12 protein-coding genes, 1 tRNA gene and 1 pseudogene are annotated in these 15183 nt (G+C 58.4%); 8 read left to right on the top strand and 6 right to left on the bottom strand.

Features of this window, described 5'->3' with window-relative positions; all coding sequences use genetic code 11:
- Positions 1 to 753, top strand: a complete 753-nt coding sequence (locus HX801_RS09365) for an ABC transporter permease (RefSeq protein WP_172834573.1) — start codon at positions 1 to 3, stop codon at positions 751 to 753.
- A gap of 47 nt (positions 754 to 800) precedes the next feature.
- Here HX801_RS09365 and HX801_RS09360 read toward each other — a convergent pair whose 3' ends face one another.
- Together HX801_RS09360 and HX801_RS09355 are read right to left on the bottom strand one after the other, a co-directional pair.
- Positions 801 to 4163 (bottom strand): membrane-targeted effector domain-containing toxin, encoded by a 3363-nt coding sequence (locus HX801_RS09360; RefSeq protein WP_256344236.1) that lies wholly within the window; start codon positions 4161 to 4163, stop codon positions 801 to 803.
- 313 nt (positions 4164 to 4476) lie between these two features.
- The gene (locus HX801_RS09355) at positions 4477 to 4614 is read right to left on the bottom strand and encodes a hypothetical protein (protein ID WP_003207572.1); all 138 of its coding nucleotides are present in this window, start codon (positions 4612 to 4614) and stop codon (positions 4477 to 4479) included.
- 173 nt (positions 4615 to 4787) lie between these two features.
- On the opposite strand from HX801_RS09355, the gene HX801_RS09350 reads away from it, so the two are divergent.
- Complete coding sequence (locus tag HX801_RS09350) at positions 4788 to 4982, top strand: hypothetical protein (protein ID WP_003207574.1); 195 nt, start codon at positions 4788 to 4790, stop codon at positions 4980 to 4982.
- Position 4983: 1 nt separating this feature from the next.
- Here the strand turns inward: HX801_RS09350 and HX801_RS09345 are convergent, their stop codons facing one another.
- A complete protein-coding gene (locus HX801_RS09345; RefSeq protein WP_032899365.1) occupies positions 4984 to 5361 on the bottom strand; it encodes a hypothetical protein in 378 nt (125 codons plus the stop codon).
- Between the two features lie 243 nt (positions 5362 to 5604).
- Between HX801_RS09345 and HX801_RS09340 the strand changes: the two genes are divergently transcribed.
- The 5 genes from HX801_RS09340 to HX801_RS09320 all read left to right on the top strand — a co-directional run bounded on the left by HX801_RS09340 (position 5605) and on the right by HX801_RS09320 (position 12336).
- Positions 5605 to 7902: an acylase gene (locus tag HX801_RS09340; protein WP_177021947.1), complete on the top strand. Its 2298-nt coding sequence runs from the start codon at positions 5605 to 5607 to the stop codon at positions 7900 to 7902.
- 214 nt (positions 7903 to 8116) lie between these two features.
- A tRNA-Cys gene (locus HX801_RS09335) sits at positions 8117 to 8190 on the top strand.
- Between the two features lie 643 nt (positions 8191 to 8833).
- Positions 8834 to 10936, top strand: a complete 2103-nt coding sequence (locus HX801_RS09330) for a TonB-dependent siderophore receptor (protein WP_003207678.1) — start codon at positions 8834 to 8836, stop codon at positions 10934 to 10936.
- Positions 10937 to 11005: 69 nt separating this feature from the next.
- Positions 11006 to 12157 carry a PepSY domain-containing protein gene (locus HX801_RS09325; protein WP_177021946.1) on the top strand — a complete coding sequence of 384 codons (1152 nt, stop codon included), beginning with the start codon at positions 11006 to 11008 and terminating at the stop codon, positions 12155 to 12157.
- A complete protein-coding gene (locus HX801_RS09320) occupies positions 12154 to 12336 on the top strand; it encodes a hypothetical protein (RefSeq protein ID WP_023658797.1) in 183 nt (60 codons plus the stop codon). Before HX801_RS09325 ends, HX801_RS09320 begins: the two co-directional genes overlap by 4 nt.
- A gap of 67 nt (positions 12337 to 12403) precedes the next feature.
- Here the strand turns inward: HX801_RS09320 and HX801_RS09315 are convergent.
- The 3 genes and pseudogenes from HX801_RS09315 to HX801_RS09305 all read right to left on the bottom strand — a co-directional run.
- A pseudogene (locus tag HX801_RS09315) lies at positions 12404 to 12502 on the bottom strand (DUF159 family protein); the annotation flags it as partial.
- 28 nt (positions 12503 to 12530) lie between these two features.
- Positions 12531 to 12869, bottom strand: a complete 339-nt coding sequence (locus HX801_RS09310; RefSeq protein ID WP_008435088.1) for a hypothetical protein — start codon at positions 12867 to 12869, stop codon at positions 12531 to 12533.
- Positions 12870 to 12990: 121 nt separating this feature from the next.
- The gene (locus tag HX801_RS09305) at positions 12991 to 13923 is read right to left on the bottom strand and encodes an alpha/beta fold hydrolase (protein WP_256344235.1); all 933 of its coding nucleotides are present in this window, start codon (positions 13921 to 13923) and stop codon (positions 12991 to 12993) included.
- A gap of 173 nt (positions 13924 to 14096) precedes the next feature.
- Between HX801_RS09305 and HX801_RS09300 the strand changes: the two genes are divergently transcribed.
- A complete protein-coding gene (locus tag HX801_RS09300) occupies positions 14097 to 15053 on the top strand; it encodes a GlxA family transcriptional regulator (protein WP_177021945.1) in 957 nt (318 codons plus the stop codon).
- Positions 15054 to 15183 lie beyond the last annotated feature (130 nt).

Below are 15183 nucleotides of genomic sequence, written 5' to 3'. Positions count from 1 at the left end.
TTGGGGTTGCCGGGCTGGTTGCTTGGCTTGAGCGGGTTGGCGGGGTTGTTGTTGCTGTGGTGGCTGGGGGTGAAAGTCTTTGGCAGCGCGGACGGTTTGTCTGCGCGGTTTTCGCTGTCGGCGACCCTCGCCAGCCTGTGGGAGTTGCTGGGCCGCAGCGAGCTGTACCTGAACATAGCCGTGAGCCTCAAGCGGATCTTCGTCGGGCTGTTCCTGGCATTGCTGATTGGTGTACCGCTGGGCTTGCTGGTGGGTAGTTCGCGCAAGCTGGAGGCGGCGACCACGCCGGCGTTCCAGTTTCTGCGGATGATCTCGCCGCTGTCGTGGATGCCCATCGTGGTGATGTTGATGGGCGTGGGCGACCAGCCGATCTACTTCCTGCTGGCGTTCGCAGCGGTGTGGCCGATTCTGCTGAATACGGCGGCGGGTGTGCGTCAGCTCGATCCGCGCTGGTTGCAACTGAGCAAGAGCCTGAGCGCCACGCGCTGGGAAACCTTGCGCCGGGTGATTATTCCCGGGGTGATGGGGCACGTGCTGACCGGCGTGCGCCTGGCCATCGGGATCCTGTGGATCGTGCTGGTGCCGTGCGAGATGCTCGGGGTCAGTGCCGGGCTGGGTTATTACATCCTCGACACTCGCGACCGGCTGGCCTACTCGGAGCTGATGGCGATGGTGCTGCTGATCGGCTTGTTGGGGTTTGCCCTGGATGCGTTTGCGCGCTGGTTGCATCAGCGCTGGGTGCATGGAGGGTGAACACCTCATGCAAAGGCTCGGAGGCTTTCCGGGCCTTTGCGATGTGCTCAGGGTTTCACGTAGATGCGCAGGTCGCCTGGAATATCGTTGGGCTGTAATGGCCGGTTCGGGTCTGGCGCAGGGTTTTTTGCTTTAAGCCCGATGCTGCTGTGGGTCATGTTCCTGTTGTCAAAAACCCCGATGCCGATGCTTTCCGTCAGTTCCGCCAAGCCCGGAACACCTTCGGAGGTGTTCATGTGTGCGCTTCCCACTAACGCGACCCACTTTTCGGTGCCGGAGTTTGCCTGGATGGTTTCCGCGGCGTAGTAGTTGAACTCCTTGAGCCGCTTTTCAGAGTTGACGCCAGTGCGGGTGCGATCACGGGATTTGTCGTGTCTATGTCGCGTCAGGTAATAGTGATCGAGGGGTAAAAGCTCTATTCCATTATCTTCAAATTTTTTCTTGAGTTGCTCCAGTGTTGGATTCGTGCGGCGAGTGTTGCTGTTTCCGAGCATTCCGATTCCATCATCAACGGGGCCACCGATGTAGTCGATATACCCTTCGAAATAGACTTTTTTGACACCCTGGCTTTTTAGCGTATCGACGTTGTCGAACAGCATTTTAAAGCTGGCCATCTGCGAGTGAGACTCTCCAAACACCACGCCGTTTGATGCTTTCAATGCCTCTGTGATCAGATCGGCTGCGGGGATCGGTACGGGGATATCGGGGATTGTAGGGCGCGGCGGAAGGCCTCCATCCTTGATCGCCTCATAATAGTCCTCCATTTCCACCCGAAACTTATCCAGCGTTGCCTGGCGGGTGTCGAGCTTGAAATGGTCGACTTCGAGCCGTCCTTTCAAACTTTCCACGTATTGGCCCTCGGGTAACGGCTTCCTGATTCGAGGTGGGCGGTTGACAGTGTTTATCGGGTTAAACCGGTGAGTGCTCTTGCTCGAAGAGGCATAGGCGTTGGGGGAGGGCTCCAGCGTATCAGCGCTACTGAACGCTTGCAGGGGGCTGCCGTACGGCTGGTGCTTTTGTGCGTCGAAAGCGTACCACTTGCCCTTGATCTGCACCGCGCTGCCCTCGACCGTCTGCTCGCCCATCTGGAATGAGCCGGTAGCGGCTGCGTCATATCGAGTGCCGGCGGCGGCAAGCTCGCTGTTGCTCGCTGTACCCTTGAGCGTTTTCAAGCCCTGGGTGGCTGCGTTTGCGCCGTCGATGGCGAGTTTTCCCGCGCCGACTACCAGGTCGCCAAGTCCGCTCAGCGGATTGAGTTCCGAGAGTGCGGTAACCCCGAAAATCTTGCTCAGCTTGAGGGCTTTGCTGGCCGCGCTGCTGGCAGTGCTCAGGGTTTTACCGACCTTCGCGGCGACGCCTGCACCTGCCGTGAGAAAGCCGAACACATCAAATGCCAGGTCAGAGAACCCATCTTTATAGTTGCCATTACTGAAGTTGACGATGGCCGACCTGAGCGGAACAAGGTCGAGAAAAAAGTTGCCGATGGTGCTGGCGACCGTCCTTCTATGCTCATCCGGCGTACTTCCGGCCGCTTGTTGCCTGAAGGTTTCCAGATCGAGCCCCTCGACGATTGAATCCGCAAGGTACTCCGCCCGGAAATTCCTGAACAGGTTGGGATTGGATCCCTCGAGCGGGTTCTCTTGCTTTATATAGTCGCGCTTGGCATCGAAGGTGGAGAACTCTTCTATTCGGGTTACTTCGTTGGCGATCTTCTGGTCCTGGCGAGTGATAATTGCGTTGCTGACTTTCCTGATGCTGCCTTTTTCGGTATCGAACTCATAGGTGGACGGCTTGTTCTGGTGTTTTGTGGTGACCAGTATTTTTTTGCTTGTATGGAAGAGGGTTTCTCCCGCGAATGGTGTCCAGCTGACTCTGTAGGATTTTTCTTTGTAGAAGTTCAGCTTTCCTAACCGCAAGTTTTCTTTGTCCTCCGGTGGAAGGTTGGCGAGGGCGTTCAAGATGGAATATTTCTTGACGGTTTTATAGTCGCTTATGGTCTGGCTGATGGCTTTGTCAAAGGTGTCGGGGACTTTAAAGCCGGGGCCATGGGTAAAGGTGGCGAAGGCATCAAGGTCGACGCCATGCGTTCCAGGTTTGAGCTCCCAGTCTGATGCCGTTATTTTCTCGCCTTGCATGGTCAGGTCCAGCATGGAATAAGGGCCGCGAGTGGGGATCGTCTTGTTGGCGGTTTTGTTGGGCTTGAGCAACACCTTCTCTTCAAAGGGGACGCCTTCGCCAAATTTTTCCTTGAGCAGGTCCAGCGCCATCTGCTTGCGGCTGGGCATTGGGGTGTCAAGCAAGCCGGAGGCGTGTTTCAGCTTGCCCGATTGATAGTTGAACGCGTCCATGGCGGTATCAATGTCTGGTTTTTCGTAAAGCGTGTCGTCTTTCGCCTCAAGCACCCCATTGACCACGGCCCAGTCCAACAATGCCGCAGTTTGGGCAGCTTCGGGCGCGGGCCCACTTGAGTCGGCGGCGATCATCACTTCGGCAAAACTCATGTTCGCTACGCTGCCAGGGGACCTGGCTTCGATGGCGGCCGCCGCGATGCACAGGTTGGCCCAGGCCAGGCTGCCGTAGACCACGCTGTCGGGAATATCCTTGATCAGCAACTGCGGCGCCGCCCGCATCAACAGCAGATGCGTACCCAGCGAGGCGTTGGCAGGTGAGGTTTTGCCGGTATCACTCAAGTGCTCGCGCAGGCCGGCGACGATCGCCGAGGTGGGTTTGCCCCAATATTGTTTATGTGACAGGCCGAATCCGGCCACTTTGTTGCGATGCGGTTGGGTGATGGATTCCTGATCCAGATCGAGGTTGATGGCCGCCAGTACGTGATCATTCACACTGCTATCAGTCGGAATGCTCTCCAGTTTGGTCTGCAAGGCCTCTCCCAGCGCCTGGCCTCGGGGGGAACGGATGAGGGCTTCCAGCGTTTTGGCCGGATCGCTCGAGGCGTCGCTGGAGAGCGGCAGGTTACCGTTCAGAAACTCCAGGAGCCCCCGCTGCTGGCTTGCTTGCTGAACATCCGGAGGGCCAGCGGCATGTTCTCTGGCGGCGGTGAGCAGTTCGTTCTGCTGAGGTGTGCTCAAGGGCAGGGGCCAGGACAAGGCGCCGCCCAGATTTCCCCATGGATGGGGGTGGGAACGTGTCAGCGATGTGCGCGCCAGGGTCAGCAGCTCATCATGGGTGGTTGGCTCGGGCAGGCCCATAGCCTTGAGAAAGTTTGCAAGACTCACGGCGTTAGCACTATTTGGGGGGTAAGAAGAGTTGGGCGCGAGGTCCATCAGCGTGCTTCCCAGCGCAGATCGCACCACCAGAAACGGCGCGTTCGGTCCTGCCAACGTGGCGACATGAGTGAGCTGCTGCGCCAGTGCCTGCCAGTTTTTTCGGTCAGCCAGCGCGGTCTCCAAGGCTTTCGGGCCATTGGGGGGCGGTGTGTCAGCCGCGGGGTCCGGAATGTCCGTTGCGCTTTGCAATATTTCATCGGGGTATGACGGTATATCGGGGAGTGGTATCGGAGGAGGGGGCGGTGGTGGGTATGCAGTGGAGGAAGGAACCGAGTTGCTGACTATCATCGTGAACACCTTTAGGCACGCTCATTCAGGAATGCGCCTTTCAGGAAAACCTCCCTGCTTCCTGGACGCTCTTGCTGAGTGTCGGAAGCAGGGGGAATGGCTCCGCCTGTAAAGTGTTCAAGATGTCAGAAAATGTACGGATGACCGATCAGCGATGGTAATACCCCGGTCCGCCTTCGCTGTAGCGATGGTCATGCCAACCGCCGCCGCCGTGGGGGAAAATAATGCAGCCGCTCATGCTCAACATGATCAGCAAGGGAATCAGCAGTGTGATTCGACGAAGCATTTCAAAATCCTCTAGGGTGCTCTCAGGTTCAATCAGGCGTTGGGCAAGCCAAAGTTTTTCATCGCCTGTAACATGAGACCCCGCCGACCCCAATCCATCCCCGCTAACAGGTATGTGCTTGGTGTGGTAGTCGATACAAAGTGGACACAATTTTTTAGCTTCAGGAACCTGTCATGACCCAAAAGCAACGTTTGAAATACTCGATTCTGATCTCCCTGCTGGTGCTGGGGACGATGTTTGGCCTGTCCTACTTGCAGAACAACGGGGTCATCAGCGAAAAGACGTTCCAGTACATCGCGATTGCGGTAGCGGTAACCGTGGTGGTGATCAACGGTGTGATGCGTCGCAAGGTCAAGCCTAACCTTTGAGTCAGGCCCGGCCTTCCAGGACTTTGGCAGCCTGCTCGTGCAGGCTGTAGCTCTTGTCGGCGTTCAGGGTGATCACGCCTTCGGTGCACAGGCGCTTGAGCACCTCGCGCACACTGAGAAACGACAACGGGATGCCCAGCTCCAGCAAATGGCTGTGCACGCCGCGCACGCCGAGGGTGCGCTGGTTGTCGGCGGCGGTCAGCAGGGCGTCGATGACCTTCAGCCGGATCAGGCTGGTGCGCAGGCCAAAGCATTTGAGCAAATGACGAATACGCTGGTTGCCATGTTCCGGCGCCTTGCCGAACGCCTGGTTGCCGGTGGCAAAACCTCCGTCATGCATGGGTGAGTGTCCTTCCGTGGGCAGTTGCGAGTTGTACATGCAGAAACTCCTTATCAGAGCCTGATCAGGAAAATGATGGCGCTCTTAGTTAATAAGACGTACGAGCTGCACAAATCATGAAGCGGGGGATGTAGAAATTTTGTCGGTAACATCCTGGAGACATACCGACCTGTCCGAATAAACGCCTGCGGCTGCTAAAATTATTCCCGGTATTTACGTCTTAACTGAGGTGTTGGCGAAGCTGTCCCTCGTCGCGGTGTTTAATTTGGCTGTGGAGTCTGCGTGATTATTTCCAACGGGTTGTTCAGGGTGTGTGTGGCAGGGGCGTTGCTGGGGCTGAGTCTTTCGGCCGCGGCGCGGGTGCAGGAGCAACAGGCCACCGCCGAGATCCGTCGCACCAGCTTTGGTGTCCCGCATATCCGGGCCAACGATGAGCGTGGGCTGGGGTTCGGCATCGGTTATGCCTATGCCCAGGACAACCTGTGCCTGCTGGCCAATGAGGTGGTAACGGTCAATGGCGAGCGTGCCAGGTACTTTGGTCCCGAGCAGGCGACCCTGGAAGGGCGTAACAACCTTGCCAACGACGTGTTCTTCACCTGGCTGAACACCCCCCAGGCCGTTGCGGCATTCTGGAAGGCCCAGCCCCCGGCGATGCAGCAGCGCATTGAAGGGTATGTTGCCGGTTACAACCACTACCTCAAGGAGCGCACTGCCCAGGGTTTGCCGGCGCAGTGCCAGGCGGCCTGGGTACGGCCGATCACGGCCGAAGACCTGGTCAAGCTGACCCGCCGGCTGCTGGTGGAAGGTGGCGTCGGGCAATTTGCCGAGGCCCTGGTGGGGGCCACGCCGCCCAACACCGTCGCCCAGGTGGACAGCAAGGCGTTTGAGGTCGCGGCGGCCAACCAGCAACGTTTCGCCCTGGACCGTGGCAGCAACGCGGTGGCGGTGGGGCGTGACCGTTCGTTCAACGGCCGCGGCATGCTGCTGGCCAACCCGCATTTTCCGTGGGTGGGCGGCATGCGTTTCTACGAGATGCACCTGACCATCCCCGGCCAGCTGGATGTGATGGGCGCTGCGTTGCCGGGCCTGCCGGTGATCAATATCGGCTTCAACCAGCACGTTGCGTGGACGCACACCGTTGATACGTCCAAGCACTTCACCCTGTATCGCCTGACTCTGGACCCCAAGGACCCGACTCGCTATTTGCTGGACGGCAAGTCCGTGCCCATGGATAAAACCACGATCAAGGTAGCGGTAAAAACTGCCGACGGCGGTACCCGGGAACAGTCCCGCACGGTCTACAGCTCGCAGTTCGGCCCCATCGTGCAATGGCCGGGCAAACTCGACTGGGACGCCAAATATGCCTTCAGCCTGCGGGATGCCAACCTGGGCAACGACCGTGTGCTGCAACAGTGGTACGCGATGAACCGCGCGGCGAACCTCAAGGAACTGCAAACCTCGGTACACACCCTGCAAGGTATCCCGTGGGTCAACACGGTGGCAGCGGATGACCAGGGTCAAAGCCTGTACATGAACCTGTCGGTGGTGCCGAACGTCAGCGCGAAAAAGCTCGCACAGTGCAGTGACCCACGGGTCGGGCTGCAATTCATCATGCTCGACGGCTCTCGCAGCGCCTGCGCCTGGGACGTGGACCCGCGTGCCGCCCAGACCGGGATCTTCCCCGCCGAGCAACTGCCGCAACTGGAGCGCACCGACTACGTGCAGCACTCCAATGACTCGGCCTGGCTGGTCAACCCCAAGGCACCCTTGACCGGGTTCTCGCCCGTTATCAGCCAGGACAAGATCGGCTTGGGCCCGCGTGCGCGCTTTGCCTTGCAACGCTTGCAGGAGCTCGACAAGCAACCGATCAAGGTCGCCGACCTGCAGAATATGGTCATGGACAACCAGGTGTATCTTGCCAGCCAGGTGATGCCGGACTTGCTGAAGTTCTGCGCGGGTGCCGACGCCAGCGTGAAATCGGTGTGCGACAGCCTGAAAAACTGGGACCAGCGCGCCAACCTCGACAGCGGCCTGGGCCTGGTGCACTTCATCAACCTGGCGGAGCAACTGGCGCAAGCGCCGGACGCGTGGAAGGTGGGTTTCGATCCGGCACAACCCCTGACCACACCACGTGGGCTGGCGGTCGATCGGGCAAACGTGGCCAAGGCGCTGCATGAAGCGATGCTCGCGTCAGCCGCCGACGTGGCCAAGCGCGGGCTGACGGCGGACAGCCGCTGGGGTGATATTCAGGTCTCGGGCCAGACACCGATCCACGGCGGCCCGCAAGAGCTGGGCGTTTATAACGCCATGCAAAGCGTGCCTCGGGCCGATGGCAAGCGCGAGGTAGTCAGCGGCAGCAGTTACCTGCAGATCGTGACGTTCGACGAGAAGGGGCCCAATGCCGAAGGTGTGCTGGCATTCTCCTTGTCCAGCGACCCCGCGTCGAAATACTTCAAGGACCAGACCCAGGCGTTTTCCGAGAAAAAACTCAGCCCGCTGCCGTTTACCGAACAGCAGATCAAGGCGGACCCGCAGTATCAATTGCAGGTTATCCGTGACAAGGAAGAAGCCGGGCGGTAGGGTAGCCCACCAGGAATGCCTGCCCCTTGAGAGAATATTTTTTGAAATCAAGGGGTTGCAAGCCCTGGCAAATGAGTACATAATTGCGCCCATCGAACGCACTGAAGCATTAAAAACTTCAATGTTTTCAATGAGATAGAGTAGAGGCAAGCTTCACATAGCCCACTCAAGTTTGTATGCGGTGAATGTCGGTTGTAGGGCATTGATCGTTTGAGGCCGAGTAGCAAAATGGTTATGCAGCGGATTGCAAATCCGCCTACGCCGGTTCGATTCCGACCTCGGCCTCCACTCTTAGAAACCCCGTAGATTAACGTCTACGGGGTTTTTTATTGAGCTCGAAAAAAAGAGCCGCCCCCCGGATCTTTTCCATTTTGCCGTTTAGCGATAGCTCCAACGCAGGCATCAATCTTCTTTGCGGTCTTCGGCCGGAGTTCATGAATTGACCCCGGTGATTCCTTCCACGACTACGGTACTAGCGCCCTGGCTCCCCAGCCAATCTCGGTCAGACGCTGTTCCTGAACCTTCTTTCTGAGGCATGTGAATACCCTTGTGCCCATAAAAAAGGAGTGTGCGGATGGGTTCTTACTGGAGTGAGGTTGCTGACAGGCCTTCGCGCTTCATCAGCTTCAGCTCCCGACGAATCTACTGGGTAGTACATGGCTCGATGTGGAGTCGGAGCCACTCGGTGCAGAATCAGTCGCCCTCATTCAATCTCGCGGCCTGAGCCGCGGCCGAAACCTCCTCAAGGGCGAATCTTCAGTGTTCCGCACCTCCTCATTTTGAAACGCCAAAATGTAGCCAAATGTACCCGACGGTAAATGTTTCGAAATGTGAAAAAAATGTCCGACATAACTTGGTAATTGAGTTAGATTCCTATTAGCATTCTCGAAATGTTAACGCGCTTGACCCACTCGTCGTAGGAATCCTCGTTTTGAAACATCACTTTTCTGCCAGTCTGTTGCTTGCTGGCGCTTGCAGCGCTGCGTCCCTCGTTCACGCCACCGAAGACTTGACGTTGCCGACTACCCAGATCGAAGCGAGTAGTGAACCTATTGACGGGCCAACCGTGGGCTACAAAAGCAACCCGTCGTCCAGCACTACCCGTCTGGGCTTGACGGACAAGGAAACCCCGCAGGCCGTGACCACCATCACTCGGCAAGCCCTGGATGACTTCAAGATCACGGGCATCAAGGATGCGCTGCGTGCTGCGCCCTCGGTGACCGTGGAGCAAACCGAAACCGATCGTACGGAATTCACCTCGCGCGGCTTCGATATCAACAACTTTGAATACGATGGCGTGGGCATGCCCTTCGTGGGAACCGTATTGGTCGGTGATCAGGACTTGGCCGAGTTCGAGCAGATCGACATCCTGCATGGCGCCAATGGTTTGATGAGCGGGGCTGGCAACCCGTCGGCCACGGTCAATTTCGTACGCAAACGTCCGACCGAGACCTTCCAGGCGCAAATCGATACCAGCGTCAGCTCATGGGATGGCCGTCGTGTGGACGTGGACGTTTCCGGGCCGTTGACGGATACCGGCAACGTACGCGGCCGCTTCATTTACTCCCACGACAAGGGCAACTCGTGGATGGATCGATACAGCCATGAGCGCAACGTCGCTGCCGGGTTGTTGGCGTTCGATGTGTCCGATGCCGACACCGTAACCGTGGGTTTCTCCCAGCACGACAGCAATTCAAACGGCAGCACCTGGGGTAACTTGCCGTTGGTGGATAACGATGGCAACGCCATTCACTATGGCAGCCGCAGCTCCAGCATCGGCCAGCCATGGACCTATTGGAACCTGCGTACCCAGCGCACATTCGCTGAGCTCAAGCATGATTTTGGCAACGGCTGGAACGCTACGGTCACCGCCACGGGCATCACCGAAAAGCAAGACACCAACATGATGTATGTCGCCGGGGTCAGCGGTGATGACGCCTCAGTGTTTGCCGCCAATACCACCAGCGAGGCTCATCAGTTGCTGGGCGAGGCCAAGGTCTCCGGCCCGTTCAGCCTGTTTGGCCGAGAGCATGAGTTGACCCTCGGTGCCGCCTATGGCCGCACCCATCAGAAGGCCCGGGAATACGATGCGGCTGCAGATGGCTACTACGACGTTTCATTCTCGGATGTGCTGGCGGGCAATCTGGCGCATCCGTCGTTCCTGTTTACCAGCGACGCCAATACGCAGAATTTCACGGACACTCAGAAAAGCGTGTACGCCGGTGCCCGATTCAGTCTGGCCGATGATCTTCACTGGATCGCCGGCGCGCGGATGATCAGCCTGGACGCTTCCGGCGACAGCTATGGTTCCGACTACTACACCCGCGCACATGGCAAGGTGACGCCTTACACCGGCCTGGTCTACGACCTGGACAAGCAGTGGAGCGTGTATGGCAGCTGGACGAAAATCTACAGCGCTCAGTACAACCTGGGCAGGGACGGCAAACTGCTTGCTCCGCTTGAAGGCAAAAGCATGGAAGCCGGTGTGAAGGGCAGCTTGCTGGATGACCGCCTCAACGTCACCGCCGCGGCGTTCAAGACCGAACAGCAGAATGTCGCGGAGTATGTCGGCCTGGTGGGTGGCCGGTCCGTTTACGACCCCATGGATTACAAGAGTCACGGAGTAGAGCTGCAAGCCTCTGGCGAAGCGCTACCCGGCCTGGACGTGCTCGCCGGGTATACCTACGTGCGCATCGACAACGACGATGGCGACAAGGCCCGTAAGTATGTGCCAACTCATAGCGTGCGCGGCATGCTCACCTATCGCTTGCCAAGTTTGCCCCAAGCCAAGATCGGTACACGGGTAAGCTGGCAGAGTGCAGTGGAAAACGACACGAACAGTGCCATCCACCAGAACGCCTACGCGTTGCTCGATTTCATGGCCAGCTATGACATCGACAGCAACTGGAGCACGTCGCTGAACCTGAACAACGTCACCGATCGCAAATACCTGCTATCGCTGTACAACAGTGCCACGACCGCCAGCTACGGCGCCCCGCGTAACCTGGTAGCTTCCGTTACCTGGAAATACTGATACCGCCTGGGGGCTCGCTGTGCCCCGTGACGCGCGGCGAGCCTGGCGCTTTAAGGAAAACCACCGAGCATGACTGCACGCACCTTGCGTATCTGGTTTCTGGTCCACAAATGGACCAGCCTGATCGCTACCGTTTTCCTGTTGTTGCTGTGCCTGACGGGGCTGCCACTGATCTTTCATGAAGAGATTGAGCACTACTTCGAGCCGCCGCCGCCCCTGCGCCCGCTGACCGCCGATACACCACCAATCGACTACGACACCGTCATTGCCAGTGCATTGGTGGCGCAGCCGGGGGAGGTCGTGCGTTTTGTCGGTTTCGATCCGGAAAGTCCGCTCGGTACGGTGTACACGGCAACGAGCATTATGCCGCCACCGATCGAGGGGCATTCGCAGTCGTTCGATACACGCACTGGCGAGTTATTTCCTGCGGTGCCGCCAGACGAAGGGTTCATGAACCTGATGTTGCGCCTGCATACCGATTTATTCATGGGGTTGCCCGGTTATCTGTTCCTCGGTTTCATGGGGCTGCTGTTGGTCGCGGCGCTGGTGTCCGGCGTGGTGGTGTACACACCGTTCATGCGCAAGCTGGACTTCGCCACCGTGCGCAACGGGCGCAGTTCACGCTTGAAGTGGCTGGACCTGCATAACGTGCTCGGCATCGTCACCCTCGCCTGGGTGTTGGTGGTGGGGCTGACAGGCGTGATCAATACGCTGGCATTGCCCATTTTCGACTTTTGGCAGAGTGACCAGTTGGCGCAGATGACCGCGCCCTACAAGGATGCGCCGCCGCTGGCGCGCCTCGGGTCGTTGCAAAAAGCGCTGGATACCGCGCGTAAGGCGGCGCCAGGCATGGAGCCCAGCTTCATCGCCTTTCCCGGTACTCAGTTCAGCAGCCAGCACCATTACGCAGTGTTCATGCGCGGCACCACGCCGCTCACTGCGCGATTGCTCAAGCCGGCCCTGGTGGATGCGAGTACCGGCGAGCTGACCGACATGCGTGAGATGCCGTTGTACGTGAAAACCTTGCTGGTTTCGCAGCCGCTGCATTTTGGTGATTACGGTGGTGTGCCGCTGAAAATCATCTGGACGCTGCTCGATCTCATCAGCATCGTCATCCTCGGCAGTGGGCTCTACCTGTGGCTGAGCCGTCGCAAGGTACCGTTGCAAAAACGCTTGGATGAATTGCATGCCAGCGGGCCGGAAATGGGGGGCCGATCATGAGGCGCGGACTGTGGATGATCTTTCGCTGGCCGCTGTTGCTCTTTGTTTTAAGCCTGTTCGGATTGCTCTCGGCGCTGATTGGTGACGGCGTCTATGACCTGCTTTCATGGCTCAGCCTGGGGGTGCCGTTGGGGCTGGTCGGGGTGGTTTGGCTGCGTTTGCGTTCAGCCAAACGATGATTGGCGCGATCCTCAGCGCCGTCATCAACAGCGTCAGCTTCCACTCGGTTGCAGGTCGATTTTCTCACAGCGGCAACTCACCCACGGAGTTCGCCAGGGCATTGGGCATGCTCAGCGCCGCGACGAAGTCGTGAATGCCGCTGTACTGGGAAAGTCTTCCGCACATGGCCAAGGCCTCAACCTGAAACCTGAGCTTAGACAATGGTTTTCGGGTGAGACATCAGTTCGTTCAGCACACTGCGCAGCCTCTCGGCCTCGCGCGTGCTGAGTCGATCTGAAGTGGTGAGGTTGGCGATCTGCTTCCTCATCGCTGCAGCTTCGGCACCGCGCAGCCTGAGGTATCCGGCAAACTCTTCGTTCTTTGCCTGTGCTTCTGTCAGCATCGCGACCAGGCCGAAGATATCCGCCCGGGCCTTACGCAGTTGCAGGTTCAGTTCCTGGATCTCGTTCTCGAGCAGCCGGGCATGTTGTTTGTGCATTTCGAGAGGCGTGGGGATGCCAAGCCACCCGCAGGTGTCTTCGTCGATATTCATAGGAGGTATTTCGAGTGCTGTATGTGTATACAGTATTCGAGATTGAGTGAAGTGGAATGCTTGAGGCGACGAACTGCAGGGTTACCCGACGATCAGTCGGGCGCGGGCCTCCCACTCTTTACTATTTACCGGCGGTGATACGCGCCATGAACTGACGCGTCAGGCTGGCGATCTGCTCGGTTTTTTCATCGAGCGCGAAATGCCCCGCGTCCAGAATATGAACCTCGGCCCCCGGCACATCATCCTTGTAGCGCATCGCCCCCGGCAGAATGAACGACGGGTCGTATTTCCCCCACATGACCAACATCGGCGGTTGATTGTCTTTCAACCATTGCTGCCATTTTGGGTAAGAGGCCACGTTGTTCTGGTAGTCCAGCAACAACGCCGACTGTATCGCCCGCTGGCCCGGACGGGATAAGGCGGCAAACTCGTCCTCCCAGGCATCAGGGTTGTAACGCTCCGGATGAGGGCTGGTGCCCAGATGGCGCTGCTTCGTGCCCTCGTACCCCGTGAACCCATCGACTTGTTCGGGATGTTCGGCGGGAGCCTTCCAGTACTTGGCGATGTTCGCCCACTTGGCACCCAGGCCTTCGTCATAGGCATTGGCGTTCTGGATGATGATGCCGTGCAGTTTTTGCGGCGCGTTGAGGATCATCCGAAAGCCTACCGGGCCGCCGTAGTCCTGCATAAACAGGGTGTATTCATGGATTTGCAATTGCGTGAGCAGCTTGCTCATGGTGTCGGCCAGATGGTCAAACGTGTAGGTGTAGGTCGCGGGCGAGGGCGCGTCGCTTCTGCCGAACCCGGGGTAGTCGGGTGCGATCACGTGATACCGGTCAGCAAGCAGCGGGATCAGCGAATCCCACATGCGCGAGGACGAAGGGTAGCCATGGAGCAGCACCAGGGTCGGCGCGTCCCTGGGGCCGGCCTCGCGATAGAAAACCCTCACGCCGTCCACACTGGACCAATGATAGCCAGTGGACTCGGTGGTATAGGGGACGGACGGCACCGGTTCGCTGGCGTGTGCCGGTGCGGTCATCGAAAGAGTGGTCATAAGTGCTCCCAGCGTGCAAAAGGTGGCGATGTTCATTGAGGCCCTGAGCTCTGATTTGCGCATTTCCCGGTGAAATGCAGCTGCGATCAGAGTGAACGCATCCGGGAACTCACACCATTGGCCCAATGACCATTTTTCATTAGAATCGGGCCAATCTCGATCAGGCCCGCCCTATGAAAAAAAGTGTGAAAGTTGCAGTCATCGCTTTTAACGGCATCAGCCCCTTTCACCTTTCTGTGCCGTGCCTCGTATTTGGTAAAGATCGCCGAGTGGGGGATTCGCCCTGGTTTGAATTGGTGGTCTGCGCGGGCGAAGAGGGGGCGCTGGTTACCAACGCCGGTTTCGCGATCCACTGTGACCATGGTTTGGACCAGGTTGCAGGAGCTGACATCGTCATCATTCCCAGCTGGCGGGACGTCACCGAAAGGCCGCCGAGCGCACTCCTCGAAACGCTTCAGGCAGCCCATGAACGAGGCGCGCTGGTGGTCGGCCTGTGCCTGGGGGCGTTCGTGCTTGCCCATGCGGGCCTGCTGTGCGACAAGCGGGCAACCACGCACTGGGCGTGGGCGGCGCATCTGGCGCGAGATTTCCCACGCATTGAAGTGGACCCCAAAGTGCTCTATGTCGAGGCGCAGCAAATCCTGACCTCTGCAGGCGTGGCCGCAGGGCTCGATTGCTGTATTCATATCGTCAGGCGGATCTACGGGCGGGGGGTTGCCAACGCGTTGGCGCGTCAACTGCTGGTTTCCCCCCATCGCGACGGAGGCCAGGCCCAGTTCATCAGCCAGCCTGTTCCTCAAGGCGCAAGCGACCAGCGTCTCGGCCAGTTGCTGGACTGGCTTCGGGCAAACCTGGAACAACCGTTGTCAATCGATCAAGTGGCGACGAGGCTGGCGATGAGTCGACGCAGTTTCACTCGGCACTTCAAGCAACTGACCGGCTCGACGTTTGGAAAGTGGCTCACGAATGAGCGAATCAAGGCTGTCCAACTGCAACTTGAAACCACCGATCATAGCGTCGAGTCGATCGCTGACGCTTGCGGGTTTGGTACAAGCCTGTCGTTACGTCAGCACTTTTTCTCGATCGTGGGCGTGAGCCCCACAACCTACCGGAAGGCTTATCATCGATAGGGAGGCACCTGTAATTTCCGGGTTCCGATTCCCGTTCGCTGACGTGTAGCGACGGAGCGAAAACTGGCCAGTGATTCCTGCGGGTACAAGGCCGAAAAGCTCTCCAGGCAACCTCCCGCAAGTGAAAGCG

The organism is Pseudomonas sp. G1002 (assembly GCF_013385455.1).
Classification (GTDB): Bacteria; Pseudomonadota; Gammaproteobacteria; order Pseudomonadales; family Pseudomonadaceae; genus Aquipseudomonas.
This window is presented reverse-complemented; position numbering and strand designations above follow the sequence as displayed.